Here is a 24,023-nt window from a genome sequence, read left to right on the forward strand (position 1 = left end):
TAGAAAAGGAGCCTAGAATGAAAGTCTTTCAGCATGTAAATATCGTGACTTGTGACAAAGATTTCCATGTTTATCTAGATGGAATCTTAGCCGTTAAGGATTCTCAAATCGTCTATGTTGGTCAAGAGCAGTCAGAGATTATAGAGCAAGCTGAGCAGATTATAGACTATCAGGGAGCCTGGATTATGCCTGGTTTGGTCAATTGTCACACCCATTCTGCTATGACCGGATTGAGAGGAATCCGAGATGACAGTAATCTCCATGAATGGCTCAATGACTATATCTGGCCAGCAGAAGCTGAGTTTACTCCTGACATGACTACCAAGGCTGTTAAAGAAGCTCTGACAGAGATGCTACAGTCAGGAACAACAACCTTTAATGATATGTATAATCCCAATGGGGTGGATATTGAGCGAGTTTATCAGGCAGTCAAGGATTCCAAGATGCGTTGTTATTTCTCACCTACCCTCTTTTCTTCTGAGGCGGAGACAACTGATGAAACTATAAGCAGAACTCGAGCAATCATTGAGGAAATTATTGGATATAAAAATCCAAATTTCAAGGTGATGGTAGCCCCACATTCTCCCTATAGCTGTAGTAGAGACTTGCTGGCAGAAAGCTTAGATATGGCAAAAGAACTGAATATTCCAATCCATATCCATGTGGCGGAGACCAAGGAGGAATCTGGCATTATCCTGAAACGCTACGGAAAACGCCCCCTTACTTTTCTAGAAGAACTGGGTTACTTAGATCATCCGTCCGTCTTTGCTCACGGGGTCGAATTAAACGAGAGAGAAATTGAATGCTTGGCAACTTCTCAAGTGTCTATTGCCCACAATCCTATCAGTAACCTCAAACTGGCATCAGGAATCGCTCCAATCATCCAACTTCAAAAAGCAGGAGTTACAGTTGGAATTGCGACGGACTCGGTTGCTTCCAATAACAATCTGGATATGTTTGAGGAAGGAAGGACTGCAGCCCTTCTTCAGAAGATGAAAAGTGGAGATGCCAGCCAATTTCCTATCGAAACAGCTCTCAAGGCTCTGACAATCGAAGGAGCTAAGGTCCTAGGGATGGAAAATCAGATAGGAAGTCTGGAAGTTGGTAAAGAGGCAGATTTTCTCGTTATTCAACCACAAGGGAAAATTCATCTCCAACCTCAGGCAAATATGCTCTCTCATCTTGTCTATGCAGTCAAATCCAGTGATGTTGATGATGTTTATATTGCTGGAGAACAGGTTGTTAAGCAAGGTCAAGTCCTGACAGTAGAACTTTAGAAGAAAAATCACGAAAAAATTTTAAAAAAAGTTTGCAAAAATCTTGCATTCTTTTTTTGACTATGCTATACTTATATACGGTTTGAAAAAACTGCCTAAGACAGTAGGGGAGCTCGACTCATAAGTATCCTACCGAGGACAAAACGTATCATGTAAAAAGAAGCGTATTGTACTTTCGTGTCTAGGTTTGGGCGCGTTTTTCTTTTGGAAAAATTCCCCAAGCAAAATAATTACGGAGGTGGACACACTAATGAGTGAAGCAATTATTGCTAAAAAAGCGGAACTAGTTGACGTAGTAGCTGAAAAAATGAAAGCTGCTGCATCTATCGTCGTTGTTGACGCTCGTGGTTTGACAGTTGAGCAAGATACAGTTCTTCGTCGTGAGCTTCGTGGAAGCGAAGTTGAGTATAAAGTTATTAAAAACTCAATCTTGCGTCGTGCAGCTGAAAAAGCTGGTCTTGAAGAACTTGCATCAGTATTTGTTGGACCATCTGCAGTAGCATTTTCTAACGAAGATGTTATCGCACCAGCGAAAATCTTGAACGATTTTGCTAAAGACGCTGAAGCACTTGAAATCAAAGGTGGTGCAATCGAAGGCGCTGTCGCATCTAAAGAAGAGATTCTTGCTCTTGCAACTCTTCCAAACCGCGAAGGACTTCTTTCTATGCTCCTTTCTGTACTTCAAGCGCCAGTGCGCAACGTTGCTCTTGCAGTCAAAGCGGTTGCAGACAACAAAGAAGACGCAGCTTAATCTTAAGCTACGCAGCGTAGCCTAGCTACAAAAAAATATTATAAATTTAAAAACTTATTTGGAGGAAATAACAATGGCATTGAACATTGAAAACATTATTGCTGAAATTAAAGAAGCTTCAATCCTTGAATTGAACGACCTTGTAAAAGCTATCGAAGAAGAATTTGGTGTAACTGCAGCTGCTCCTGTAGCTGTTGCTGCAGCTGGTGCTGCTGACGCTGGTGCTGCTAAAGATTCATTCGACGTTGAATTGACATCTGCAGGCGACAAAAAAGTTGGCGTTATCAAAGTTGTACGTGAAATCACAGGTCTTGGTCTTAAAGAAGCTAAAGAACTTGTTGACGGTGCACCAGGTGTCATCAAAGAAGGTGTTGCAGCTGCAGAAGCTGAAGAACTTAAAGCTAAATTGGAAGAAGCTGGAGCTTCAGTTACTCTTAAATAATAGAGCGACTACATTAGTAGCTTAAAAATATGATTAAACCGCTATTCGTAAGAGTAGCGGTTTTCTTTTTATATAGTTGTTCAGGAAAGCAATAATTTTTGTATAATTGGTTTACTACTCTAAATTAATGTAGTACAAGAGTTTGTTAATTAAACTATACCTTATGGTTTTGACTAGTGTGATATAATTATGTTGAAATACTTATCTGGAAAGGTTTTTATAATGAGTTTAAGAAATAAAATTGAGCAACATATTAAAGAGCTAGAGGGAGGGAAGTTTCAAAAACTAGGTGACGCGTACCTAAGTAGAAAATACAATTTTAATATTGTTTCATTAGGCTCACAGGAAGGAACAGATAAAACAACTAAAGGGATCCCAGATTCTTACGCTGACGAAGATGGTAAATATGTTTATATTATGTATGGCACCCATAAGTCTGTAATATCTAAATTAGAAGGAGACATTCAGTCAGTTAAGAAAAAAATTTTAGAGGAAAATATTGCTGAAGATAAAGTTGGGAGGCTTATTTGTTGTCATACTTCTTCAAATATAACAATTAAACAAAAAGAAGATCTAGAAAAAATGGCTGAACCTTATCAGCTAAAATTGATTGGAATTAATGAAATTGCTAATGATCTTACAAAGATAGATTTTCAATATTTAGCAAAGGAGTATCTATCAATCAGTGAATCTACAGAGCAAGTTTGGTCTATCAATGACTTCATAAGAATTCATGATGAGAGTAAAACTAATGCACCTATATCAAATGACTATATTGGAGATGTAAGTGAAATTATAAATACCATTAAATCAAGTGAAAAACGAATCTTCTTAATATCTGCTAAGCCTGGAACAGGGAAAACTAGATTTGCAATTGAAATTTGCTCTTTGCTTGACCGAAATAAATATAACATTATTTGTGTCAAGAGCAATAATCAGGATATTTACCAAGATGTAAAACGCAATCTAAATTTACACAAAGAAAATATTGTTTTTATTGATGATGTTAATACTACACAAAATTATATTTCTACACTTGGGCTACTGAACACGACTAGTAATATTCGGTTTATTCTTACGGTACGTGATTATGCTAAAAAAGATGTAATCAATAATGTTAAAGTTTATGGGTACAATAATATTGAGCCAGAACTTATAAAAGATGATAATTTTAAGGAATTACTCAATCAATTCTCTCGAAACGATTTCACCAATAAAGAAATTGAACATATAAAAACGATATCTAAAAGCAATCCGCGTATTGCAGTCATTGCAGCGAAGTTATCTAGCTCTCGGAATTTGACTAATTTTAATGACGAGACTGATATTTTAAAAGATTACTATGAAGAAATTTTAAATAAAAATAACATTATTTATGCAGAACAAAAGACTTTATTTATTTTATCTTACTTAAAAAAGATTAGGCTGGAAAGTTTAGAAGAGAACCAGGAATTCAAAAAATTACTAAAAATAACTGATATAACAAATACTGACTTTAAGAGTGCAGTGGAGAAGCTTCACGAGAGAGAGTTGTGTAATATTTATAACGACAAAATTGTAAAGATAGCAGATCAATCATTAGATGATTATATAGTTATCAAGTTTTTAATTAACAAGAAAATATCAATTTTAGAAATTTTACATGAGTTATATCCAGTAAACGATCAAAGAGTTGTTCAAATACTAAATCAATGTTCCAATTTTATTAGGAAAGAGAGTGATGTAGAAAGCGTTTCTGATGCAGTTAAATCATATTATTACAATGAAAGTAATTTTGAAAGTTATGAACTTAAAGAAAAGTTTTTAATACAATTTGGAGTATTACTTCCTTTAGAAGCAATTTCACACGTTAAAAATAAAATTGATAATATAGAGTCTCAGGCTTATACAAAGACTAATTTTATTAATCAGAAGGATAAAAAGGAATCTATTGAGGATTCAGTTTTAAATATTGTATTTGTAACTACACGGACAAAATATTGTAGTCAAATTCTCCAATTATTGTTAAAGTACTTTGATAAAAATCCTAATAAAATTTCTGAGGTTTATAGTATTCTTGAAGCAAACTACGGGTTGGTTACAGAAAGAGAATATATTGATTATACCTTGGCTGAAAATACCATTTCTGAACTTGCTAATCTTGATTTGACAAAAAGTTATAACCAAGAATTAATCGTGACAATTTTGAAGCAGTATCTTAAAATTGAAATCGAAAGAACAGAAGCTCATGAAGAGACATTTACTTTTGGGCGCTATAAAGTCCCGGATAGTGAAAAATTAAAACAGTATCATAGAAGTATACTAAAACTTTTAGCGAATTTGTATAATATAGGGAGTTGTGAAACTAGATTTTATATTGAGAAAATGCTATATGATTACAGAAGAAAAATTTTGACCTATTCAGAAAGTCATCGTAATACTATCCTTGGAGATTTGAGAAATATTAGGAAATTATTTTTTAATGACATTAAAAACTTATCTATGATTGGAGAAAAAATAGTTTATGCTTTGCATAAAGCTGAAGTGAAAGAAAACTTACCGATTGTTTTTGATGATTATATAATTTCTGACAGACAAAAAATATATAATAATTTAACAAATCCTAACCATGCTTGGTTTTATGATGCTGCTGAAATTAAACTACAACAAATTGCAAATAGCTATTCAAATGTTTGGCTTAAAATTTTTAATTTTGCAAATCAATTCAAACATAGCTTATTTATGAATGACAATAACATTGAGCTAGTACTATTCAATATGTTTTTACTATCAAAAAATGATAAAAAGATTAAATTTCTAAATTATATGTTTAAATCAAACTATCATTTTGTAAATAGGAATCCGATTAGTTTTTTAGAAAATATTGAGGAAAGTTCAATGCAGTCTGTTATTGCTTCCTCTCCAGAATCAGAAAAATATGAATGGCAACTTGCTTATTTAACACAACTTGAAAACGTTAAAAATGAAGATATACAAACATTAAAGAGTATTCTAGAAGCTAATTCTTTACCATGTTATTTTACAATTTTAAATTTTGAGAGATTGATTTTGAAAGATCCTAGTTTAAAAGAGTTGTTAATACAAAAAGCTGGGAATACAAATTTTGTTATTTCTGATTTTATAAGAGAAGAAGAGGTGCCAAAATTAATAAATCTAATTGGAGTAAAAGAGTTGAAGTTTTGGTATTTAATAAATTTAGAAAATTGTCAGAATCACAGCTATAATCTTTTTCAAAAATTAGGTGAAAAAGATGTTAATTTTTCGGTAGAAGTCTTGAAGAAAATTGATGAATTGAGAATAGGTCATTCTAATTCAGAATACATGGTATTACATTCTATAAATGAATTTAGAGATAAGAAAGAAATTTATAAAAAGTTTATCCGTTTTGCAATAAATAGGCCGTATTACTACTACAACAATATGATTGATGATATTATAAAAAATGACAGTCAGATCATATTAGAAATACTGGAGGAAACAAATAATGAGCAATCTGCAATTAGATTGGTCAATCTAGGTGTAGAATTTTTAGAAAACAACAATCAAAAACTAATACTATTTAATCTTCTCAGAGCTAAAGGATTTGGTAAGAATTCATTCCAAGAAATACATTTTACTCCCTATTCACATTTTTATACTGGTAGTCATGTTCCAGTGTTGGAATTAGAAAAAGAACTCCTAGAAAGAATTAAAAAGATATTTGAAACTGATATAGACTACATTAACTTGCTACTGTACTTGAATAAACTAATTGATTGCAAGCGAAAAGCTATTGAAAGAGAATTGGAAAAAGAGTTTTAAATTTTAATTTATATTTCTTACTTTTTAAGGTGCCAGATATAATAAATAAAATCTACTGTTTTATAACAAAATATTAGGTTTGAGTTATGAATTGTGGGAAATGATAATCTATAGTAGAGTAGTTTTATTGTCTTTTCAAAAATAGACAATAAATATATTAAAAACATTAGCCTATATAAAGAAAAAGGTAGAATTCTATATTTTTGCATAAAGGATATTAGAATCTTAAATTTTAGGAATTGAAAAAACTGGCTACCCGTCTGGGTAGTCAGTTTCCGTAATTTGTTTTTTTATACCACGCCTTGTGCAATCATAGCATTTGCTACATTTTCAAAGGCCGCAATGTTAGCTCCTGCAAGGTAGTCTTTATCAAGACCGTATGTTTCTGAAGTTGTTTTAGCTGTGTTGAAGATGTTTGTCATGATGTCTTTGAGACGTCCATCAACTTCTTCACGAGTCCATGAGAGGCGAAGGCTATTTTGGCTCATTTCAAGGGCTGAAACGGCTACACCACCAGCGTTGGCAGCTTTGGCAGGTCCGTAGAAGATACCATTTTCTTTGTAAACTTTGATGGCATCAAGGTCACTTGGCATGTTGGCACCTTCAGATACACAGATAACTCCTTGAGCAACCAAACGTTGAGCTGCTTCACCGTTGATTTCGTTTTGAGTAGCACATGGAAGCGCAATGTCATAGTTTCCAGCGTAAGTCCATACAGAACCTTCGTGGTAGCTTGCAGTTGCTTTTTCAGCGGCATACTCAGTCAAACGAGCACGACGTTTTTCTTTAACATCTACTAAAAGATCGAAGTCAATACCATTTTCATCGATGACATAACCATTTGAGTCAGAGACAGAGATAACAGTTGCACCAAGTTCAGTTGCTTTTTGAAGAGCGTATTGAGCTACGTTACCAGAACCTGAGATAACAACTTTCTTACCAGCAAAGCTGTTGCCGTTAGCTTTAAGCATTTCTTCAGTGTAGTAAACCAAACCGTAACCAGTTGCTTCTGGACGAATCAAGCTACCACCAAATCCAAGAGGTTTACCAGTCAAGACACCAGCATCAAATTGGTTAAGGCGTTTGTATTGACCGTAAAGGTAACCAATTTCACGTCCACCAACACCGATATCACCAGCAGGTACGTCAAGTGATGGTCCGATGTGTTTTTGCAATTCAGTCATGAAGCTTTGGCAGAAGCGCATCACTTCAGCATCTGTTTTACCTTTAGGATCGAAGTCTGATCCACCTTTACCTCCACCGATTGGAAGTCCAGTCAAGACGTTTTTGAAGATTTGTTCAAATCCGAGGAATTTCAAAATCCCTTGGTTAACAGTTGGATGGAAACGAAGTCCGCCTTTGTATGGTCCAACAGCTGAGTTGAATTGAACACGGTAACCACGGTTTACTTGAATTTTTCCATCACGGTCAACCCAAGGAACACGGAAAGAAATCACGCGCTCTGGCTCAGTAATACGTGCCAAGATATTTTCTTCGATATACTCAGGGTGTTTTTCAAATACAGGTTCCAAAGTGTTGAAAAATTCTTCAACAGCTTGGAGGAATTCAGCCTCGTGCCCGTTACGAGCTTTTACAGTTTCAAACACGCTTTGGATATAATCTTTAGCAGATGTCATATCGTTCTCCTTAAATTCTAATTTAATTATGTGTCATTATAGCAGAATTTTTTTTAACTGTAAAGAGAAAAACAAAAATTTTCTAAAAATTCTATCAATTTAGTTCCAGATTTTTCTTTATTCATAAAATACGAACCTTTTTCTTTGAAATATCTTTCTCAAAGAGAAAATGTGAAAATATGGTATAATATTAGCAATAAAAGGAATCTGGAGGATCAGAATCATGGTATCAACGAAAACACAAATTGCTGGTTTTGAGTTTGAAAATTGTTTGATGAATGCAGCAGGTGTGGCTTGCATGACGATAGAGGAGCTGGAAGGAGTTAAAAACTCAGTGGCAGGAACCTTTGTCACTAAGACAGCGACCTTGGACTTTCGTCAGGGAAATCCTGAGCCACGCTACCAAGATGTTCCACTTGGTTCCATCAACTCTATGGGCTTGCCAAATAATGGCTTAGACTATTATTTGGACTATCTTTTGGATTTGCAGGAAAAAGAGCCAAACCGAACTTTCTTCCTTTCCCTAGTTGGAATGTCTCCAGAGGAAACTCATACTATTTTGAAAAAAGTCCAAGGGAGTGACTTTCGTGGTCTGACTGAGCTAAACCTTTCTTGTCCAAATGTTCCAGGTAAACCTCAGATTGCCTATGATTTTGAGACAACAGACCGGATTTTGTCAGAGGTATTTGCCTACTTTACCAAACCTCTTGGAATTAAGCTCCCACCTTATTTTGATATTGTTCACTTTGACCAAGCGGCAGCTATTTTCAATAAATATCCGCTCAAGTTTGTCAACTGCGTTAACTCTATCGGTAATGGCCTTTATATAGAAGATGAGTCTGTCGTTATTCGACCAAAGAATGGTTTCGGTGGGATTGGTGGAGAATACATCAAACCGACTGCTCTTGCCAATGTTCATGCCTTCTACCAACGTCTCAATCCTCAAATCCAAATCATCGGAACAGGTGGCGTTCTGACTGGTCGTGATGCCTTTGAACATATCCTCTGTGGTGCTAGTATGGTACAGGTGGGAACCACCCTTCACAAAGAAGGTGTTGGTGCCTTCGAACGCGTTACCAATGAACTGAAAGCAATCATGGAGGAAAAAGGGTACGAGAGCCTAGAAGATTTCCGTGGGAAATTGCGCTACATTGACTAAATTAAATCGAAAAATCAGAAGAAAGGAGAGAAGATGCTAGCTATTGAAGAAAGCCAGAAGTTGACTTTATCAAATTTACCTAACCTGAGCCTGTTTACAGGGACAGATCAGGGCCAGTTTGAAGTGATGAAGAGTCAAGTGTTGAAACAGATTGGGTATGATTCTGCCGACCTCAATTTTGCCTACTTTGATATGAAAGAAGTAGCTTATAAAGACTTAGAGTTGGAGTTGGTCAGTCTCCCTTTCTTTGCGGATGAGAAAATCGTGATATTAGACCATTTTGTCGATATCACAACAGCCAAGAAACGCTTTTTAACAGATGATGAGCTCAAGTCGTTTGAGGAATACCTTGATAACCCTTCGCCAACAACCAAGTTGTTGATCTTTGCGGAAGGAAAACTGGATAGCAAGAGACGGTTGGTCAAATTACTTAAGCGTGATGCCAAGGTTTTTGATGCAGTAGAAGCCAAAGAACAAGAATTGCGCCAGTATTTCCAAAAGTGGAGTCAGAAACAAGGCCTGCAGTTTGTGGGGCAATCCTTTGAAAATCTACTTATCAAATCTGGTTTTCAATTTAGCGAAATCCAGAAAAATCTCCTCTTTTTACAGTCCTATAAGGAAGACTCTGTTATCGAGGAAGAGGATATTGTTAACGCAATTCCCAAGACCTTGCAGGACAATATTTTTGATTTAACTCAGTTTATTCTGACTAAAAAGATGGACCAGGCGCGCGATTTGGTTAGAGATTTGACCTTGCAAGGTGAAGATGAAATCAAGTTGATTGCAGTCATGCTAGGACAATTTCGGACTTTTACTCAGGTGAAAATTTTGTCGGAGTCTGGGCAAACAGAATCGCAGATTGCAAGTAGTCTAGGAAGTTTTCTCGGACGCAATCCTAATCCCTATCAAATCAAGTTTGCGCTGAGGGATTCACGAGGACTTTCCTTGAGCTTTTTGAAGCAAGCTATTTCTTATTTGATTGAGACAGACTATCAGATTAAGACAGGTCTTTATGAAAAGAGTTTCCTTTTTGAAAAGGCACTCTTGCAGATTGCTAGTCAGGTAAATTAATCCTATCTGAAAAATTTTTTTAACCCGCGTCAGGATTATCTTGTCGTGGGTTTCTTGCTGATTTGCTTATTTTATACTCAATGAAAATCAAAGAGCAAACTAGGAAACTAGCCGCAGGTTGCTCAAAGCACTGCTTTGAGGTTGTAAATAAGACTGACGAAGTCAGCTCAAAACATGTTTTTGAGGTTGCGGATGAAACTGACGAAGTCAGTAACTATACCTACGGCAAGGCGACGTTGACGAGGTTTAAATTTGATTTTCGAAGAGTTTTATTAGAAAGTATTTCAGTGATTTCTTCATCTATAAGCAAAAAACTTGAAAAAAGTGAATGTTTGCGTTATCATTTTCATATAGAAAGAAAAAGAGGTATTACAGATGGCTATTATCTTACCAGATCTTCCATATGCATACGACGCTTTGGAACCATACATCGATGCGGAAACAATGCACTTGCACCATGACAAACACCATCAAACTTATGTCAACAATGCTAATGCAGCTCTAGAAAAACACCCTGAAATCGGTGAAGACCTTGAAGCTTTGCTTGCTGATGTAGAATCAATCCCAGCTGATATCCGTCAAGCGCTTATCAACAATGGTGGTGGACACTTGAACCACGCTCTTTTCTGGGAATTGATGACTCCTGAAAAAACAGCTCCATCAGCAGAACTTGCAGCAGCAATCGATGCAACATTTGGTTCATTCGAAGAATTCCAAGCAGCCTTCACTGCAGCAGCAACAACTCGTTTCGGTTCAGGATGGGCATGGTTGGTTGTCAACAAAGAAGGGAAACTTGAAGTGACTTCAACAGCAAACCAAGACACACCAATCTCAGAAGGTAAAAAACCAATCTTGGGCTTGGACGTTTGGGAACATGCTTACTATGTGAAATACCGCAACGTGCGTCCTGACTACATCAAAGCTTTCTTCTCAGTGATCAACTGGAATAAAGTAGATGAATTGTACGCAGCTGCTAAATAATGATAGTTGGAGGGAAGAATTGTTCTTCTCTTTTTAAGGTTATATTATTTTGGTCTGACAAAATCGTCAGACTTTTTTCATTTTTATGAGAAACGTGCTAACTGCTAGAAATTATGGTAGAATAAAGTATTAAGTAATCGTGGAAAAAGGATATCTATGCGAAAAGAAATTGCACCTGAATTATACAACTATAACAAGTTTCCTGGTCCTGAGTTCCATTTACACGGGGACAAGGTTGAAACGGAAGGGATAGCTTTTTCCTTGGTGGAAAATATCAAGGATGCCTTTGATGTGACGGCTTTTAATCAGCGCTTTTCAGAAGTCTTAACCAAGTTTGATTATATAGTGGGAGACTGGAGCAACGAACAGCTTCGCCTACGAGGTTTTTACAAGGATGACCGAACAGAAGAAAAACTTGAAAAAATCAGTCGTTTACAAGACTACCTTTTAGAGTATTGTAGTTATGGTTGTGCCTATTTTGTCCTAGAAAATGAAGCCCCTAAGCGAGCATCATTTGACAAGAAAATGCGTAAGAAGGAAGAAGAACAGCCTTCTAGAAAAGGAAAGAAACCGACTCAAACAAAACGAAAACCGAATGCAGATAAGAAAAATAGACGTCGTCAGAAAGACCAGCATTCTCAGAAAGAGGACAAGGGACAACGTCATTTTGTCATTCGTCAGAAGTGAGTAGAGAATAAGGAGAAGAAATGAAACCGTCAATTTATAGTTTAACACGCCAAACCATGCAGGAATGGGTTTTGGAGCAGGGAGAAAAGAAATTCCGTGCAGATCAAATCTGGGAATGGCTCTACCGTAAACGTGTCCAATCATTTGAAGAGATGACCAACCTTTCCAAGGATTTGATTGCTAAGCTTAATGACCAGTTTGTGGTCAATCCCTTGAAACAACGTATCGTTCAAGAGTCTGCTGATGGGACAGTTAAATATCTTTTTGAATTGCCAGATGGAATGCTGATTGAGACAGTACTCATGCGTCAACACTACGGTTTATCTGTCTGTGTGACCACTCAGGTCGGCTGTAATATCGGTTGTACCTTCTGTGCCTCTGGTTTGGTTAAGAAACAACGTGACCTCAATAACGGTGAAATCGTAGCGCAAATCATGCTGGTTCAGAAATACTTTGATGAGCGTGGTCAGGATGAACGCGTCAGCCATATCGTTGTCATGGGAATCGGTGAACCCTTTGATAACTACAACAATGTCTTGAATTTCGTTCGTACCATAAATGATGACAAGGGAATGGCTATCGGTGCTCGTCACATTACGGTTTCAACCTCAGGTTTGGCCCATAAAATTCGTGATTTTGCTAATGAAGGAGTTCAGGTCAATCTTGCCGTTTCTCTTCACGCACCCAACAATGAGTTGCGTTCAAGCATCATGAAGATTAACCGTGCCTTTCCAATTGAAAAACTCTTTGCTGCTATTGAGTATTATATCGAAACAACAAACCGTCGTGTAACTTTTGAATATATCATGCTCAATGAAGTTAATGATGGTGTAGAACAAGCCTTGGAATTGGCTGAATTGCTCAAGAACATCAAGAAATTGTCTTATGTAAACTTGATTCCTTATAACCCAGTTAGTGAACATGACCAATATAGCCGTAGTCCCAAAGAGCGCGTCCTTGCCTTTTATGATACGCTTAAGAAAAAAGGGGTTAACTGTGTTGTTCGTCAAGAGCATGGTACTGATATTGATGCAGCTTGTGGACAATTGCGTTCCAATACAATGAAACGTGATCGCCAGAAAGCAGTCGCAGCAGTCAATCCTTAATGATGAAGAAGACTTATAATCATATTTTGGTCTGGGGAGTCATTCTCTATAGCATTTGTATCGTCTATTTTTGCTTTACTCCTCAAGAACATTCTCCCGTGGGGGTGGAAACTCCAGGTATTCAGCATCTTGGACGCCTGGTTTTTCTTTTGACTCCTTTCAATTCTCTCTGGAAACTGGGTGAGGTGAGTGACATAGGACAATTATGTTGGCTTTTTCTACAAAATATCCTCAATGTCTTCTTACTTTTTCCTCTGATTTTCCAACTCCTTTATCTCCTTCCAAATTTGCGTAAGACAAGAAAAGTGATCTTTTTCAGTTTTCTTATAAGCCTAGGAATTGAGTGTACGCAGTTAGTCTTAGATTTTTTCTTTGATTTTAATCGCGTCTTTGAGATTGATGATTTGTGGACCAATACCTTGGGTGGCTATCTGTCTTGGCTTCTCTATAAACAATTACATAAAAACAAGATAAGGAATTAAAATGAGTATTTTAGAAGTTAAAAATCTGAGTCATGGTTTTGGTGACCGTGCAATTTTTGAAGATGTGTCCTTCCGCCTCCTTAAGGGAGAACATATCGGTCTGGTCGGTGCCAATGGTGAAGGAAAATCAACCTTTATGAGCATTGTGACTGGTAAAATGCTGCCAGATGAAGGAAAGGTTGAGTGGTCCAAATATGTGACTGCGGGTTACTTGGATCAACACTCAGTCCTTGCTGAAGGGCAGTCGGTACGCGATGTTCTCCGTACAGCCTTTGATGAGCTTTTCAAAGCGGAAGCCCGGATCAATGACCTTTATATGGAAATGGCTGAAGATGGAGCGGATGTTGATGCTCTCATGGAAGAAGTGGGAGAACTTCAAGACCGTCTGGAGAGTCGTGATTTCTATACCTTGGATGCTAAGATTGATGAAGTAGCGCGCGCCCTTGGTGTCATGGACTTTGGCATGGATACGGATGTAACTTCTTTGTCAGGTGGGCAAAGAACCAAGGTGCTTTTGGCTAAACTCCTCCTTGAAAAGCCCGATATCTTGCTTTTGGACGAGCCGACCAACTACTTGGATGCTGAGCATATTGACTGGCTCAAGCGCTATCTCCAAAACTATGAGAATGCCTTTGTCCTTATTTCGCATGATATTCCATTCTTGAACGACGTGATTAATATTGTCTACCATGTGGAGAATCAACAGCTGACGCGTTATTCTGGTGATTACTACCAGTTCCAAGAAGTCTATGCTATGAAGAAATCTCAGCTAGAGGCAGCCTACGAACGTCAGCAGAAAGAGATTGCGGACCTCAAGGACTTCGTCGCTCGAAACAAAGCGCGTGTTGCAACACGAAATATGGCCATGTCTCGTCAGAAGAAATTGGATAAGATGGATATTATCGAACTGCAAAGTGAGAAACCAAAACCATCCTTTGATTTCAAACCGGCTCGTACACCAGGGCGCTTTATTTTCCAAGCCAAGGATTTGCAAATTGGTTATGATCGTCCTCTGACCAAGCCTTTAAATCTTACCTTTGAGCGCAATCAAAAGGTTGCCATTATCGGTGCTAATGGTATCGGGAAAACAACTCTCTTGAAGAGTCTCTTGGGGATTATTCCGCCAATTGCTGGGGAAGTTGAACGAGGTGATTACCTAGAACTTGGTTACTTTGAACAGGAAGTAGAAGGTGGCAATCGTCAAACACCACTTGAAGCTGTCTGGAATGCCTTTCCTGCACTTAACCAAGCTGAAGTCCGTGCAGCCCTTGCCCGCTGTGGTCTGACAACCAAGCATATCGAAAGCCAAATTCAGGTCTTGTCAGGTGGGGAACAAGCCAAGGTTCGTTTCTGTCTCTTGATGAATCGTGAAAACAACGTTTTAGTTCTGGACGAGCCTACAAACCACTTGGATGTGGACGCCAAGGACGAACTTAAACGTGCTCTCAAAGAATACAAGGGATCGATTCTTATGGTCTGTCACGAACCTGACTTCTATGAAGGCTGGATGGACCAAATCTGGGATTTTAACAAGCTAACTTAAAATGAGTATAAAAGAAATACAGTACCGTATGTGGGTACTGTATTTTTTAGATCTTTAAGATTTAAAATTGTAGTCTTTCACTACTTCGATACTATCGATTGTAATAGCAGTAGTTGGTTTGTCTTTCTCATCTTTTTCGGCTTTAGCAATCTTATCTACAACATCCATACCGTCAATGACTTGGCCAAAGACTGGGTGTTTGCCATCTAGACTAGGATTTCCACCTTCTTTGTAGGCTTCGATGATTTTCTTTGGATACTTGCTTGTAGGGAGTTTAGTAGAGGTATCTGTAGAGTTTTGGTTGATGAAGAATTGGCTGCCATTGGTGTTTGGTTGGCCAGTATTTGCCATCGCAAGAGCCCCACGGATGTTATAGAGATAAGGAGTGATTTCGTTCTTGAAACCAGTTCCCTTGTCTTTTGCCTTATCCTTATCATGCCAGATAGACTGACCACCTGTACCGTCCCCTTTTGGATCTCCAGTTTGAACCATGAAGCCATCGATGACACGGTGGAAGGTAATGCCGTTATAGTAGCCTTCTTTGGCATGAGTGAGGAAGTTCTCAACTGCTAGAGGAGCCAGTTTAGGGAAGAGCTTAATGCGGATATCGCCTTGACTTGTGTGGAGAATCACTTCGGCTTCATCTTCAGCAACTTCCTTAGAAAGTTGAGGGAAGTTGGCATTTTCGTTTGTTAAAGCATCGTTTAAGTCCTTGGCAGATTGGGCAGCAGATTTAGAACTTTCTTCAGCAGCAAGGCTGGAATCCACATAATCATCACCACGCAAACTACGTTGGATGCTGCTACATCCAGCTAGGGCTACAGTGGATAGTAAAAGAAGGGTTGCTAGTTTTTTCATTCTGTTCCTCTCAAAAATTCATTTCTACTATTGTACCCTAAAAGGAAGTGGATTTCAAATGTTAGTGACAAGACAGTTTAAGAGGAAGCCAACCATAAAATCGCTTGATTAGGGGTATCAATACCATAAGTGTACTCGAAGTATTTAGGAAACCAGATCTTAAGAAAGCTCGTAAGGCATCACAATTAGTAAACGTTAATTCGAAAGAATTACTATATTTTAAAAGAGCACATTTTCAAAGGATTTTTTCTTTTGGACTCAATTACTAATTAATCAATGAACTTAATACTAGGTCTCGAAAAGAATTATGCTTCCTCTTGCTGTCTGAGTTCAAAGAGGTCTTCTACTTTCAGATTAAAAACTTGAGCAATTTTAAGAGCCATTTCTAGCGAAGGGTTGTAACGATTATTTTCCAAGTGCAGAATTGTCTCGCGTCGCATGCCGATGCGGTCGGCTAACTCCTGCTGGGTCATGCCTGTGGACTCACGAACAGATTTGAGATTAGTAATAATCTTGCTTTCTTTGGCCATGCTTATCCCCTACGTTCCAAGATAATATAGACAACCGCAAAGATGCAAATCAAGGCAGCTATGCTAATAAATATCTGGCCTATGTAAAGAGTGAGAGGCCCCATATACCCAATGATAACTGCTAGGATCATCAGTGCGCCTAGTATAAAAACAAACATCAAGCTAGCTGCCTTGGCTAAATTAGCATAAAAGCGTTCGTCCGGAGTTTCCTTGACATTTTTCAAACAGAAAAAACCAAATACAATCACTTCAATAACGAGGCCAATTCCCAAAATCCATTCTTTAATACCAGAACTTACGCTTGGGGTCGCAACCCAAATCCCTACTGTATAAAAAATGCTTGCTGCAAAAAAAAGTATCGTGTAAAGCTTAGCAGACAAGTCAAAAATAGTCTTTCCCTTACTTTTCTGACTCTTATGAGGCCATTGTTTCATATGTAGCCAGCCCCAAATAGCTACAATCTGACCTAACACTGAAATACCAGCAATAACTAACTTGGGTCCCCAACTAAGATTAGAACCAAATAAAACAATAAAATCAATAAAGAGAGCTACGGCAATCATTGCAATGAGGCCACGCATTTTTTGACTTTTTTTCATGATAGACTCCTTTTTTGTGTTATAAATATATAACACTTAAATTTTATGTTACAAATATATCACATTTAAACTTAGAAAGCAAGAATTTATGTGCCAAGGTGGCAATTATTTGAAAAATTTTTTTAATAAAAGCCCTCGATAGTCAAACAACTAAAGAATTCTTTGAAGCAATGCATCGGATTTGGTTTGGATAGTTTCGTTAATAATATCTGATGATAAAAAATTTTTGGAAAATCTAGATACTGTATGAATCTCTACTTTTTTTCTTAGACTGTTATAAACTCTGTCAGAATAAGCTTTGTAGGTGTAGAAGTTAATTTTTACAGAACTAAATTATTCCTCTATTTAGAATCTATTAATTCATATTTTATAAATTAATTAGTAGATATCGTTCTTAAAATCCTTGATATTTCGTTTGGGAACGGGCTTAGGATTTAGGAGCCAAGTATCCAAATCTCGTTCAGGCGATATGAAGGGTTTGAGTTGATGGTCTTTATAAAATGTTTCTAATACTCTTCGAAAATCAAATTCAAACTACGTCAGCTTTGCCTTGCCGTACTCCAGTACAGCCTGCGGCTAGCTTCCTAGTTTGCTCTTTGATTTTCATTGAGTATAAAATAGTATTCACGGCTAGCTTCTTTCAAACATTTATTTCCTACTTCTAACAAATTTCTAAATGGTTTAAAAATTTTATAGTCTGTCAAGTTTTTTTCTTGACACCTGCTAGAAATCTGCTATAATAGAACATGTGCTAAATAGCTCAGCTATTTCACCGAAATAAAAAATAAGAAAAGAGACTTTAAAAATGGCAGTTAAAATCCGTTTGACTCGTATGGGTTCTAAGAAAAAACCTTTCTACCGTATCAACGTAGCAGATTCACGTTCACCACGTGACGGACGTTTCATCGAAACAGTTGGAACATACAACCCACTTGTTGCTGAAAACCAAGTAACTTTGAAAGAAGACCGCGTTCTTGCATGGTTGGCTGATGGAGCTCAACCTTCAGACACAGTACGTAACATCCTTTCAAAAGAAGGCGTATTGAAAAAATTCCACGATTCTAAATTCTCAAAATAAGTTTAAAGTAGGTTGACAGATGGATACGATTGAAAATCTCATTATTGCGATTGTGAAACCCTTGATTTCACAACCAGATGCCTTAACTATCAAGATTGAAGATACACCAGAATTTTTGGAATATCATTTGGATCTTGATCAAAGCGATGTGGGTCGTGTAATCGGTCGTAAGGGTCGCACTATTTCTGCGATAAGAACGATTGTCTACTCTGTCCCAACTGAAGACAAAAAAGTAAGAATCGTTATTGACGAAAAATAAGAAGGGCGGGACGAATGTCTCGCTTTTTTTGCGAGGAGCAGGATATGAAGGATTTAACGTTTAGACAATTACAAGACTACTTACTCGAACATTACCAGCAGTCTCGGACTGAGGAAGGTCTTTTTATCAAGCTAGTGGAGGAAGTCGGAGAAGTAGCCGAAGTTTTGAATGGGCGCTCTGGTCGAAAAGAGGGCGTTCAGGATTCGAACGAGGAACTAGCAAAAGAACTGGCTGATATCATTCACTACACCGTCGCAATCGCAGCCATCAACCATATTGACCTAACTAAAACCATCTTTGAGAAAGACAAAACTGCAGCCATTAAGTACCAACATGAACGTGATTTGGAAGGATTTTTGAAGGAATTCGAGAGTTGACATACTTTTTCTCCAACTTGAGAAAATCCTTGGAACGTGATAAAATAAAGGATAAGGATTTTTTATAATTCATTATACAGAATGAGTGGATTTCTTTATGAAGAGGATTGAAGTATCTACAGAAATTGGTAGTCTCTCTGTTACTTATCAAAAGCAAAAGAAAATGCTAGTTTGTTTAAGTGGTGCAGGTTTGCTACCAAGTTATGAAAATTTTTCACTTATACTCGAAAAACTTCCTCCCACAATTGGTTATTTGACAATTGATTTTCCAAACACAGGTAGAAGTCCGATTCATGACCAAGCTGGAAAAAATCTGGATAATCTTGCAGATGCGGTTTATGAAGTACTTGAAGAATTGGCGATTTCTGAATATATACTTTGTGCACATAGTTTGAGTGGAATTTTAGCTTGCAAGTTGCTCAAGAAACCAATTAAGTGTCAGGCTTTAGTAGCAATTGAACCGACAACTAAAAAAGTCATGTTTGCTGATTTTTCAGAAAATCCTTATCCAGAAATGGAAGAGCAGATGATGCTGATTGAGGAGTGTGGTCCTGAACTTTATTTTAAGAGCTTAACTCAAGCCACATTTAGCCCTGAAATCAATAAAGAAATCTGGGAAATAATGCAAGAAAAAGGTTCAGAGTTGCAAAATCAAGATTCAGAATTTCAGATATCTGGAGAGATTACTGAGGAAGATTTTGAGAATTTGTCGATAGAATCTCATGTCCCTGTATTTATTTTTTGTCAGGCTTATAGAGAAAAAGAGTACAGAGAATCAGAATATTGGACTTCCAATACTAAACTCATTTTAGGAGGGAATCACCATTATTTACAATGGTCAGAATCAGAAAAAATTGTGACTATTATTCGAGAATTGTCAGAATAAGATGGAAATAAATAGACTACAGGAGACAAGATGAACTACTTTAATGTTGGGAAAATCGTCAATACGCAGGGGTTACAGGGTGAGATGCGAGTCTTGTCTGTGACGGATTTTGCAGAAGAACGGTTTAAAAAAGGGGCTGAGCTGGCTTTGTTTGATGAAAAAGATCAGTTTGTCCAAACAGTGACTATTGCTAGCCACCGAAAACAGAAGAACTTTGACATCATTAAATTCAAAGATATGTACCATATCAACGCTATCGAAAAGTACAAAGGATACAGTCTCAAGGTTGCTGAGGAAGATTTGAATGACCTAGACGATGGTGAATTTTATTATCACGAGATTATCGGTTTGGAGGTCTATGAGGGAGACAACTTGATTGGAACCATCAAGGAAATCCTACAACCAGGTGCTAACGATGTCTGGGTAGTCAAGCGAAAAGGCAAGCGTGATTTGTTATTGCCTTATATCCCACCAGTGGTTCTCAATGTTGATATTCCGAATAACCGCGTCGATGTGGAAATCTTAGAAGGGTTAGACGATGAAGATTGATATTTTAACCCTCTTTCCAGAGATGTTTTCTCCACTGGAGCACTCAATCGTTGGAAAGGCTCGAGAAAAAGGGCTCTTGGATATCCAGTATCATAATTTTCGAGAAAATGCTGAAAAGGCCCGCCATGTAGACGATGAGCCCTACGGAGGTGGTCAGGGGATGTTGCTCCGAGCACAACCTATTTTCGATGCCTTTGACGCTATTGAAAAGAAAAATCCGCGCGTTATTCTCCTAGACCCAGCTGGCAAGCAGTTTGATCAGGCTTATGCTGAGGATTTGGCTCAAGAGGAAGAGCTAATCTTTATCTGTGGGCACTATGAGGGTTATGATGAGCGAATTAAGACCTTGGTGACAGATGAGATCTCCCTAGGCGACTATGTCTTGACTGGTGGAGAGTTGGCGGCTATGACCATGATTGATGCTACGGTACGCCTGATTCCAGAAGTAATTGGCAAGGAGTCTAGCCACCAAGATGATAGTTTTTCTTCAGGCCTTCTTGAATATCCTCAGTACACACGTCCCTATGATTATCGAGGCATGGTTGTCCCAGATGTACTAATGAGCGGGCACCATGAAAAGATTCGTCAGTGGCGATTGTATGAGAGTTTAAAGAAAACCTATGAGCGCAGACCGGATTTGCTTGAACATTATCAACTGACAGCAGAAGAAGAAAAAATGCTGGTAGAAATCAAAGAAAATAAAGAATAAAGGAGAAACCTATGCAAGTAATCAAACGTGATGGAGAAATTGCTGAATTTAATCCAGATAAGATTTACCAAGCTATCTTAAAGGCAGCTCAGACTGTCTATGTATTGACAGATGATTTGCGTCAAAACCTTGCACAAGTCACTAAGAAAGTGGTTTTGGATTTGGAAGAGGCCAAGGTGGAACGTGCTACCATTAGCATGATTCAGTCTATGGTTGAACATCGTTTGCTGGGTGCAGGTTACATTACCATAGCAGAACACTACATTTCCTATCGTCTACAACGTGACTTGGAAAGAAGTGGTTATGGAGATCATATCGCGGTTCATTTACATTTTGAACAAATTCGCTAAGAAAAAAGAGTGGGATGAAGCAACTACATCTCACTCTTTCTTAAATCTATTTTTTTGGGCTGTTTGGACAGTTGAAGGGACAAATCGTAGGCGTTGAATATCGCTTATGCGGATAATACGGGTCACATTTTTAGCAAAATTTTTCACGATAATTTGCTGGCGTTGCTGATCGTATTTGATGATGTCACCTGTAAAACTTGTCTCAGACAAGATAAGGTGAACAGCAGTTTGTTTCTGGATAGCCTCTTCAATAGTAGCAGTTAGGGAGTTGGTTTCAGTCTGGTCAGGTTGGTCATGTCCATTTAAAAAGTCATGTATTTTATCTAGAACTTGCTGGAATTTATGTCTCATATTGGCCTCCCTTCTTTTATATCAATATTATATAAAATTTTCGTAAAATCTACAAGATTTTACGAATAAACTAATGAAAGCTAAAAAAAGGAGAAGAAAATGGCAGAATTTACATTTGAAATCGAAGAGCACTTGTTGACTCTTTCTGAAAACGAAAAAGGTTGGACCAAGGAAATCAACCGTGTGAGCTTTAATGGTGCCCCTGCAAAGTTTGATATTCGTGCTTGGAGTCCAGATCATACTAAAATGGGCAAGGGAATTACCCTCTCTAATGAAGAATTTCAAACCATGGTGGATGCCTTTAAAGGCAACTAAGTTTTCAAAATGAAAGAAAAGGATATTGAGTTATGACAACTCGATATCCTTTTTTTAGTTGGTAAAGTAAGCCTGATTTTTAAGGCGTTGAAGTAGTGGACGACTAATAAAACTAATAGCAAGAAGTTTACCAAGGTCTGGAATGATAAAGGGAAAAACTCCTACAACAAGAGCTTTTTCAAATGGCATTCCAGCTAGGAAATGCAAGCTTAGAATCCCGCCGACAAAGACAAGGGCATCACCCAAGAGGTTTGCAAGAAAAATCTTGACAACTCCACTCTTGCTGTCAGTTAGAGATGAAGTAAGTCCAGAGTAAACAAGATAAAACCAAAGATAGCCTGCAGTAGGACCAACCAACGCCTGCAATCCAGCTCCCCCTCCTGCAAAGACAGGAAGACCGATAGCACCTAGAAGAAGATAGAGTCCAACAGAAAGTACAGCCTCTCTGGGTCTAAAGACAGTAGCAATCAAGCCGATTGCAAAGTTTTGCAGAGTGAAGGGAACAGGTCCAATTGGAAGAGTGATTTGTGCCAATACAGCAATGAGAGCAGCCCCAATAGCAGGGATAGCATAAACGTGAGCTTTTTTCAAAATAGTTAACCTCTTTTCTGATGTATAGTAACTATTATACTCGTAAGAACATTATTGTCAACCTGTTTTATAGAGCAAGGTAACAAAAACTGTAACGGCCGATTTTCCTGACTGGGTAAGTTGTTTTCATCATTTCGTAAATCATCAAAAAAGAAGCAGACACATTTGTATCAGCTTCTTTTATTTCGATTAACGCATGGTTACAAATTCTTCAGATGCAGTTGGGTGAATCGCTACGGTTGCATCGAAGTCAGCCTTGGTTGCTCCCATTTTGATAGCAACAGCAAATCCTTGAATCATTTCATCAACACCATAGCCAATTCCATGAAGTCCGACAACTTTTTCTTCAGAACCAGCTGTTATCAATTTGAAACGTGTTTCTTGACGGTTGCAAGTGCAAGCAGAGTACATAGAAGTGAAGCTTGATTTGTAAACCTTGATTTGGTCTTGGCCGTATTCTTTAATAGCTTGCTCTTCTGTCAGCCCAACAGTTCCGATAGCAGGGTGTGAAAAGACAACAGTTGGAATAGTTGAGTAGTCCATTTTTGCAGTAGTTTTTTCGTTAAAGAGGCGTTCAGATAGGGTACGTCCTGCCTTGATAGCAACTGGAGTCAGTTCTTTTTCACCCGTTACATCACCTAGAGCATAGATTCCCTCAACAACCGTATTTTGGTATTCATCTACTTGGATAAAGCCACGTTCGTTCAGAGTAACACCAGCTTTTTCAAGTTGCAAGCCCTTAACGTTTGGACGGCGACCTGTAGCCCAGATAACTTGGCTAGCTGTGTGACTAGTACCATCTTCGAAATGAATGGTAATGCCTTCAGCAGTTTTTTCTAACTTGGCAGGAACTTTGTGAGTGTGAAGTGGTAAGTTTGTTCTTTCCATTTCCTTGACCAAACCTTCAACGATATAAGAATCAAAACCACGTAAAGGACGATCACGGCGAACAAAGAGGTCTGTCTTGACACCAAAGGTGTGGAGTACGCCAGCCAATTCAACGGCAATATAACCCGCGCCTAGAATAGCAACTGACTCTGGAAGTTCTTCCCAGGAAAATACATCATCAGAAGAGCCACCTAGCTCAGCACCAGGAATATTAGGAATACTTGGATGGGCACCAGTAGCGATCACGATATGTTTAGCACGGATCAGCTCACCATTTACGCTAACAGTATGAGAATCTACAAATTCAGCATGACCTTCAATCAAGTCTACTCCGTTGCGTTTAAAACTGCCATCATAAGAAGAACGAGCGCGATCAATATAGGCTTCACGATTGCGACGTAGGGTAGCAAAGTCAAAGTTAAGATCAGTAGTCTTAAAGCCGTAGTCTTCTCCAAATTGATGGAAAGTCTCAGCGATTTGAGCCCCATACCACATGATTTTTTTAGGAACACAACCGACGTTGACACAGGTTCCACCTAATTTCTTTTCCTCAATAACGGCTGCTTTGGCTCCATGTTCACCAGCACGGTTCATAGTAGCAATTCCTCCGCTACCTCCACCGATAGCAATGATATCATATTCTCTCATTAAAAACTCCTTTGTACTCTTTTAAATAGTAGAGTGTCATTTTTTGATAGTCATATTCTATCTTTTTTTTGATGTGATTGCAAAAATCTGCTACGTTA

General features: G+C 38.0%; 26 protein-coding genes and 1 other annotated feature. Of the genes, 19 read left to right on the plus strand and 7 right to left on the minus strand.

The window, feature by feature from the left end:
- Positions 1-17: 17 nt before the first annotated feature.
- The 4 genes from L0P31_RS01320 to L0P31_RS01335 all read left to right on the plus strand — a co-directional run bounded on the left by L0P31_RS01320 (position 18) and on the right by L0P31_RS01335 (position 6,271).
- Positions 18-1,277 carry a TRZ/ATZ family protein gene (locus tag L0P31_RS01320; protein ID WP_049499645.1) on the plus strand — a complete coding sequence of 420 codons (1,260 nt, stop codon included), beginning with the start codon at positions 18-20 and terminating at the stop codon, positions 1,275-1,277.
- A 76-nt stretch (positions 1,278-1,353) separates the two neighbouring features.
- Positions 1,354-1,489: a sequence feature (ribosomal protein L10 leader region), on the plus strand.
- Positions 1,490-1,527: 38 nt separating this feature from the next.
- A complete protein-coding gene (gene rplJ, locus L0P31_RS01325) occupies positions 1,528-2,028 on the plus strand; it encodes a 50S ribosomal protein L10 (RefSeq protein WP_001287281.1) in 501 nt (166 codons plus the stop codon).
- A 73-nt stretch (positions 2,029-2,101) separates the two neighbouring features.
- Positions 2,102-2,470, plus strand: coding sequence for a 50S ribosomal protein L7/L12 (gene rplL, locus L0P31_RS01330; protein WP_048716072.1), 369 nt, complete (start codon positions 2,102-2,104; stop codon positions 2,468-2,470).
- Between the two features lie 222 nt (positions 2,471-2,692).
- Positions 2,693-6,271: an ATP-binding protein gene (locus L0P31_RS01335; protein WP_238095429.1), complete on the plus strand. Its 3,579-nt coding sequence runs from the start codon at positions 2,693-2,695 to the stop codon at positions 6,269-6,271.
- A 290-nt stretch (positions 6,272-6,561) separates the two neighbouring features.
- On the opposite strand, the gene gdhA is transcribed toward L0P31_RS01335, so the two are convergent.
- Positions 6,562-7,908 carry an NADP-specific glutamate dehydrogenase gene (gdhA, locus tag L0P31_RS01340; RefSeq protein ID WP_238095431.1) on the minus strand — a complete coding sequence of 449 codons (1,347 nt, stop codon included), beginning with the start codon at positions 7,906-7,908 and terminating at the stop codon, positions 6,562-6,564.
- A gap of 223 nt (positions 7,909-8,131) precedes the next feature.
- On the opposite strand from gdhA, the gene L0P31_RS01345 reads away from it, so the two are divergent.
- The 7 genes from L0P31_RS01345 (at position 8,132) to L0P31_RS01375 (ending at position 14,937) form a co-directional block, all read left to right on the plus strand.
- Entirely contained in the window at positions 8,132-9,067 is a 936-nt protein-coding gene (locus L0P31_RS01345) for a dihydroorotate oxidase (RefSeq protein ID WP_238095433.1), read from the plus strand.
- Between the two features lie 33 nt (positions 9,068-9,100).
- A complete protein-coding gene (gene holA / locus L0P31_RS01350; RefSeq protein ID WP_023946402.1) occupies positions 9,101-10,138 on the plus strand; it encodes a DNA polymerase III subunit delta in 1,038 nt (345 codons plus the stop codon).
- Between the two features lie 375 nt (positions 10,139-10,513).
- Positions 10,514-11,119 (plus strand): superoxide dismutase SodA, encoded by a 606-nt coding sequence (gene sodA, locus L0P31_RS01355; RefSeq protein WP_000974733.1) that lies wholly within the window; start codon positions 10,514-10,516, stop codon positions 11,117-11,119.
- A gap of 156 nt (positions 11,120-11,275) precedes the next feature.
- A complete protein-coding gene (locus L0P31_RS01360; RefSeq protein ID WP_049493404.1) occupies positions 11,276-11,806 on the plus strand; it encodes a YutD family protein in 531 nt (176 codons plus the stop codon).
- Positions 11,807-11,826: 20 nt separating this feature from the next.
- Positions 11,827-12,912 (plus strand): dual-specificity RNA methyltransferase RlmN, encoded by a 1,086-nt coding sequence (gene rlmN / locus L0P31_RS01365; RefSeq protein WP_238095435.1) that lies wholly within the window; start codon positions 11,827-11,829, stop codon positions 12,910-12,912.
- Complete coding sequence (locus L0P31_RS01370) at positions 12,912-13,394, plus strand: VanZ family protein (protein ID WP_238095437.1); 483 nt, start codon at positions 12,912-12,914, stop codon at positions 13,392-13,394. Before rlmN ends, L0P31_RS01370 begins: the two co-directional genes overlap by 1 nt.
- 1 nt (position 13,395) lies before the next feature.
- Entirely contained in the window at positions 13,396-14,937 is a 1,542-nt protein-coding gene (locus L0P31_RS01375) for an ABC-F family ATP-binding cassette domain-containing protein (protein ID WP_000025377.1), read from the plus strand.
- 54 nt (positions 14,938-14,991) lie between these two features.
- Here the strand turns inward: L0P31_RS01375 and L0P31_RS01380 are convergent, their stop codons facing one another.
- The 3 genes from L0P31_RS01380 to L0P31_RS01390 all read right to left on the minus strand — a co-directional run bounded on the left by L0P31_RS01380 (position 14,992) and on the right by L0P31_RS01390 (position 16,924).
- Entirely contained in the window at positions 14,992-15,795 is an 804-nt protein-coding gene (locus tag L0P31_RS01380; RefSeq protein ID WP_153219389.1) for a peptidylprolyl isomerase, read from the minus strand.
- A gap of 305 nt (positions 15,796-16,100) precedes the next feature.
- Positions 16,101-16,325, minus strand: a complete 225-nt coding sequence (locus L0P31_RS01385) for a helix-turn-helix transcriptional regulator (RefSeq protein ID WP_001041101.1) — start codon at positions 16,323-16,325, stop codon at positions 16,101-16,103.
- A 2-nt stretch (positions 16,326-16,327) separates the two neighbouring features.
- Positions 16,328-16,924, minus strand: a complete 597-nt coding sequence (locus L0P31_RS01390) for a hypothetical protein (protein ID WP_049499631.1) — start codon at positions 16,922-16,924, stop codon at positions 16,328-16,330.
- A gap of 805 nt (positions 16,925-17,729) precedes the next feature.
- Here L0P31_RS01390 and rpsP point away from each other — a divergent pair.
- From rpsP to L0P31_RS01425, 7 genes are all read left to right on the plus strand, one after another.
- A complete protein-coding gene (gene rpsP, locus L0P31_RS01395) occupies positions 17,730-18,002 on the plus strand; it encodes a 30S ribosomal protein S16 (RefSeq protein ID WP_000268760.1) in 273 nt (90 codons plus the stop codon).
- 19 nt (positions 18,003-18,021) lie between these two features.
- Positions 18,022-18,261 (plus strand): RNA-binding protein KphA, encoded by a 240-nt coding sequence (gene kphA, locus L0P31_RS01400; protein ID WP_000379617.1) that lies wholly within the window; start codon positions 18,022-18,024, stop codon positions 18,259-18,261.
- A gap of 44 nt (positions 18,262-18,305) precedes the next feature.
- Positions 18,306-18,638, plus strand: coding sequence for a MazG nucleotide pyrophosphohydrolase domain-containing protein (locus L0P31_RS01405; RefSeq protein WP_024057004.1), 333 nt, complete (start codon positions 18,306-18,308; stop codon positions 18,636-18,638).
- 97 nt (positions 18,639-18,735) lie between these two features.
- A complete protein-coding gene (locus L0P31_RS01410; protein WP_024057003.1) occupies positions 18,736-19,524 on the plus strand; it encodes an alpha/beta fold hydrolase in 789 nt (262 codons plus the stop codon).
- 30 nt (positions 19,525-19,554) lie between these two features.
- Positions 19,555-20,073: a ribosome maturation factor RimM gene (rimM, locus tag L0P31_RS01415; protein WP_001105892.1), complete on the plus strand. Its 519-nt coding sequence runs from the start codon at positions 19,555-19,557 to the stop codon at positions 20,071-20,073.
- Positions 20,063-20,782 (plus strand): tRNA (guanosine(37)-N1)-methyltransferase TrmD, encoded by a 720-nt coding sequence (trmD, locus tag L0P31_RS01420; protein ID WP_024057002.1) that lies wholly within the window; start codon positions 20,063-20,065, stop codon positions 20,780-20,782. The genes rimM and trmD overlap by 11 nt, the downstream gene beginning before the upstream one ends.
- A gap of 11 nt (positions 20,783-20,793) precedes the next feature.
- Positions 20,794-21,132 (plus strand): ATP cone domain-containing protein, encoded by a 339-nt coding sequence (locus L0P31_RS01425; protein ID WP_001196040.1) that lies wholly within the window; start codon positions 20,794-20,796, stop codon positions 21,130-21,132.
- A 30-nt stretch (positions 21,133-21,162) separates the two neighbouring features.
- Here L0P31_RS01425 and L0P31_RS01430 read toward each other — a convergent pair whose 3' ends face one another.
- Entirely contained in the window at positions 21,163-21,483 is a 321-nt protein-coding gene (locus L0P31_RS01430) for a hypothetical protein (protein ID WP_084888448.1), read from the minus strand.
- A 99-nt stretch (positions 21,484-21,582) separates the two neighbouring features.
- Between L0P31_RS01430 and L0P31_RS01435 the strand changes: the two genes are divergently transcribed.
- Positions 21,583-21,798, plus strand: coding sequence for a YdbC family protein (locus L0P31_RS01435; protein ID WP_000807422.1), 216 nt, complete (start codon positions 21,583-21,585; stop codon positions 21,796-21,798).
- Positions 21,799-21,852: 54 nt separating this feature from the next.
- Here the strand turns inward: L0P31_RS01435 and L0P31_RS01440 are convergent, their stop codons facing one another.
- Both L0P31_RS01440 and gor read right to left on the minus strand, forming a co-directional pair.
- Positions 21,853-22,389, minus strand: a complete 537-nt coding sequence (locus L0P31_RS01440) for a biotin transporter BioY (protein WP_238095439.1) — start codon at positions 22,387-22,389, stop codon at positions 21,853-21,855.
- A 189-nt stretch (positions 22,390-22,578) separates the two neighbouring features.
- A complete protein-coding gene (gene gor / locus L0P31_RS01445; protein WP_238095442.1) occupies positions 22,579-23,925 on the minus strand; it encodes a glutathione-disulfide reductase in 1,347 nt (448 codons plus the stop codon).
- Positions 23,926-24,023: the final 98 nt, after the last annotated feature.

The sequence above is a fragment of the Streptococcus mitis genome, assembly GCF_022137125.1.
In the GTDB taxonomy this organism is placed as follows: Bacteria; Bacillota; Bacilli; order Lactobacillales; family Streptococcaceae; genus Streptococcus; species Streptococcus mitis_CE.

Bases quoted from the DNA above. Each gene is read 5' to 3' on its own strand.
- rplL (WP_048716072.1), top strand. From the start codon at position 2,102: ATGGCATTGAACATTGAAAACATTATTGCTGAAATTAAAGAAGCTTCA.
- L0P31_RS01425 (WP_001196040.1), top strand. From the start codon at position 20,794: ATGCAAGTAATCAAACGTGATGGAGAAATTGCTGAATTTAATCCAGAT.
- kphA (WP_000379617.1), top strand. From the start codon at position 18,022: ATGGATACGATTGAAAATCTCATTATTGCGATTGTGAAACCCTTGATT.
- L0P31_RS01430 (WP_084888448.1), bottom strand. From the start codon at position 21,483: ATGAGACATAAATTCCAGCAAGTTCTAGATAAAATACATGACTTTTTA.
- L0P31_RS01360 (WP_049493404.1), top strand. From the start codon at position 11,276: ATGCGAAAAGAAATTGCACCTGAATTATACAACTATAACAAGTTTCCT.
- L0P31_RS01380 (WP_153219389.1), bottom strand. From the start codon at position 15,795: ATGAAAAAACTAGCAACCCTTCTTTTACTATCCACTGTAGCCCTAGCT.
- trmD (WP_024057002.1), top strand. From the start codon at position 20,063: ATGAAGATTGATATTTTAACCCTCTTTCCAGAGATGTTTTCTCCACTG.
- gor (WP_238095442.1), bottom strand. From the start codon at position 23,925: ATGAGAGAATATGATATCATTGCTATCGGTGGAGGTAGCGGAGGAATT.
- L0P31_RS01435 (WP_000807422.1), top strand. From the start codon at position 21,583: ATGGCAGAATTTACATTTGAAATCGAAGAGCACTTGTTGACTCTTTCT.
- rplJ (WP_001287281.1), top strand. From the start codon at position 1,528: ATGAGTGAAGCAATTATTGCTAAAAAAGCGGAACTAGTTGACGTAGTA.
- L0P31_RS01390 (WP_049499631.1), bottom strand. From the start codon at position 16,924: ATGAAAAAAAGTCAAAAAATGCGTGGCCTCATTGCAATGATTGCCGTA.
- L0P31_RS01375 (WP_000025377.1), top strand. From the start codon at position 13,396: ATGAGTATTTTAGAAGTTAAAAATCTGAGTCATGGTTTTGGTGACCGT.
- L0P31_RS01385 (WP_001041101.1), bottom strand. From the start codon at position 16,325: ATGGCCAAAGAAAGCAAGATTATTACTAATCTCAAATCTGTTCGTGAG.
- L0P31_RS01345 (WP_238095433.1), top strand. From the start codon at position 8,132: ATGGTATCAACGAAAACACAAATTGCTGGTTTTGAGTTTGAAAATTGT.
- L0P31_RS01405 (WP_024057004.1), top strand. From the start codon at position 18,306: ATGAAGGATTTAACGTTTAGACAATTACAAGACTACTTACTCGAACAT.
- rlmN (WP_238095435.1), top strand. From the start codon at position 11,827: ATGAAACCGTCAATTTATAGTTTAACACGCCAAACCATGCAGGAATGG.
- L0P31_RS01410 (WP_024057003.1), top strand. From the start codon at position 18,736: ATGAAGAGGATTGAAGTATCTACAGAAATTGGTAGTCTCTCTGTTACT.
- rimM (WP_001105892.1), top strand. From the start codon at position 19,555: ATGAACTACTTTAATGTTGGGAAAATCGTCAATACGCAGGGGTTACAG.
- holA (WP_023946402.1), top strand. From the start codon at position 9,101: ATGCTAGCTATTGAAGAAAGCCAGAAGTTGACTTTATCAAATTTACCT.
- L0P31_RS01370 (WP_238095437.1), top strand. From the start codon at position 12,912: ATGATGAAGAAGACTTATAATCATATTTTGGTCTGGGGAGTCATTCTC.
- L0P31_RS01335 (WP_238095429.1), top strand. From the start codon at position 2,693: ATGAGTTTAAGAAATAAAATTGAGCAACATATTAAAGAGCTAGAGGGA.
- L0P31_RS01320 (WP_049499645.1), top strand. From the start codon at position 18: ATGAAAGTCTTTCAGCATGTAAATATCGTGACTTGTGACAAAGATTTC.
- sodA (WP_000974733.1), top strand. From the start codon at position 10,514: ATGGCTATTATCTTACCAGATCTTCCATATGCATACGACGCTTTGGAA.
- gdhA (WP_238095431.1), bottom strand. From the start codon at position 7,908: ATGACATCTGCTAAAGATTATATCCAAAGCGTGTTTGAAACTGTAAAA.
- rpsP (WP_000268760.1), top strand. From the start codon at position 17,730: ATGGCAGTTAAAATCCGTTTGACTCGTATGGGTTCTAAGAAAAAACCT.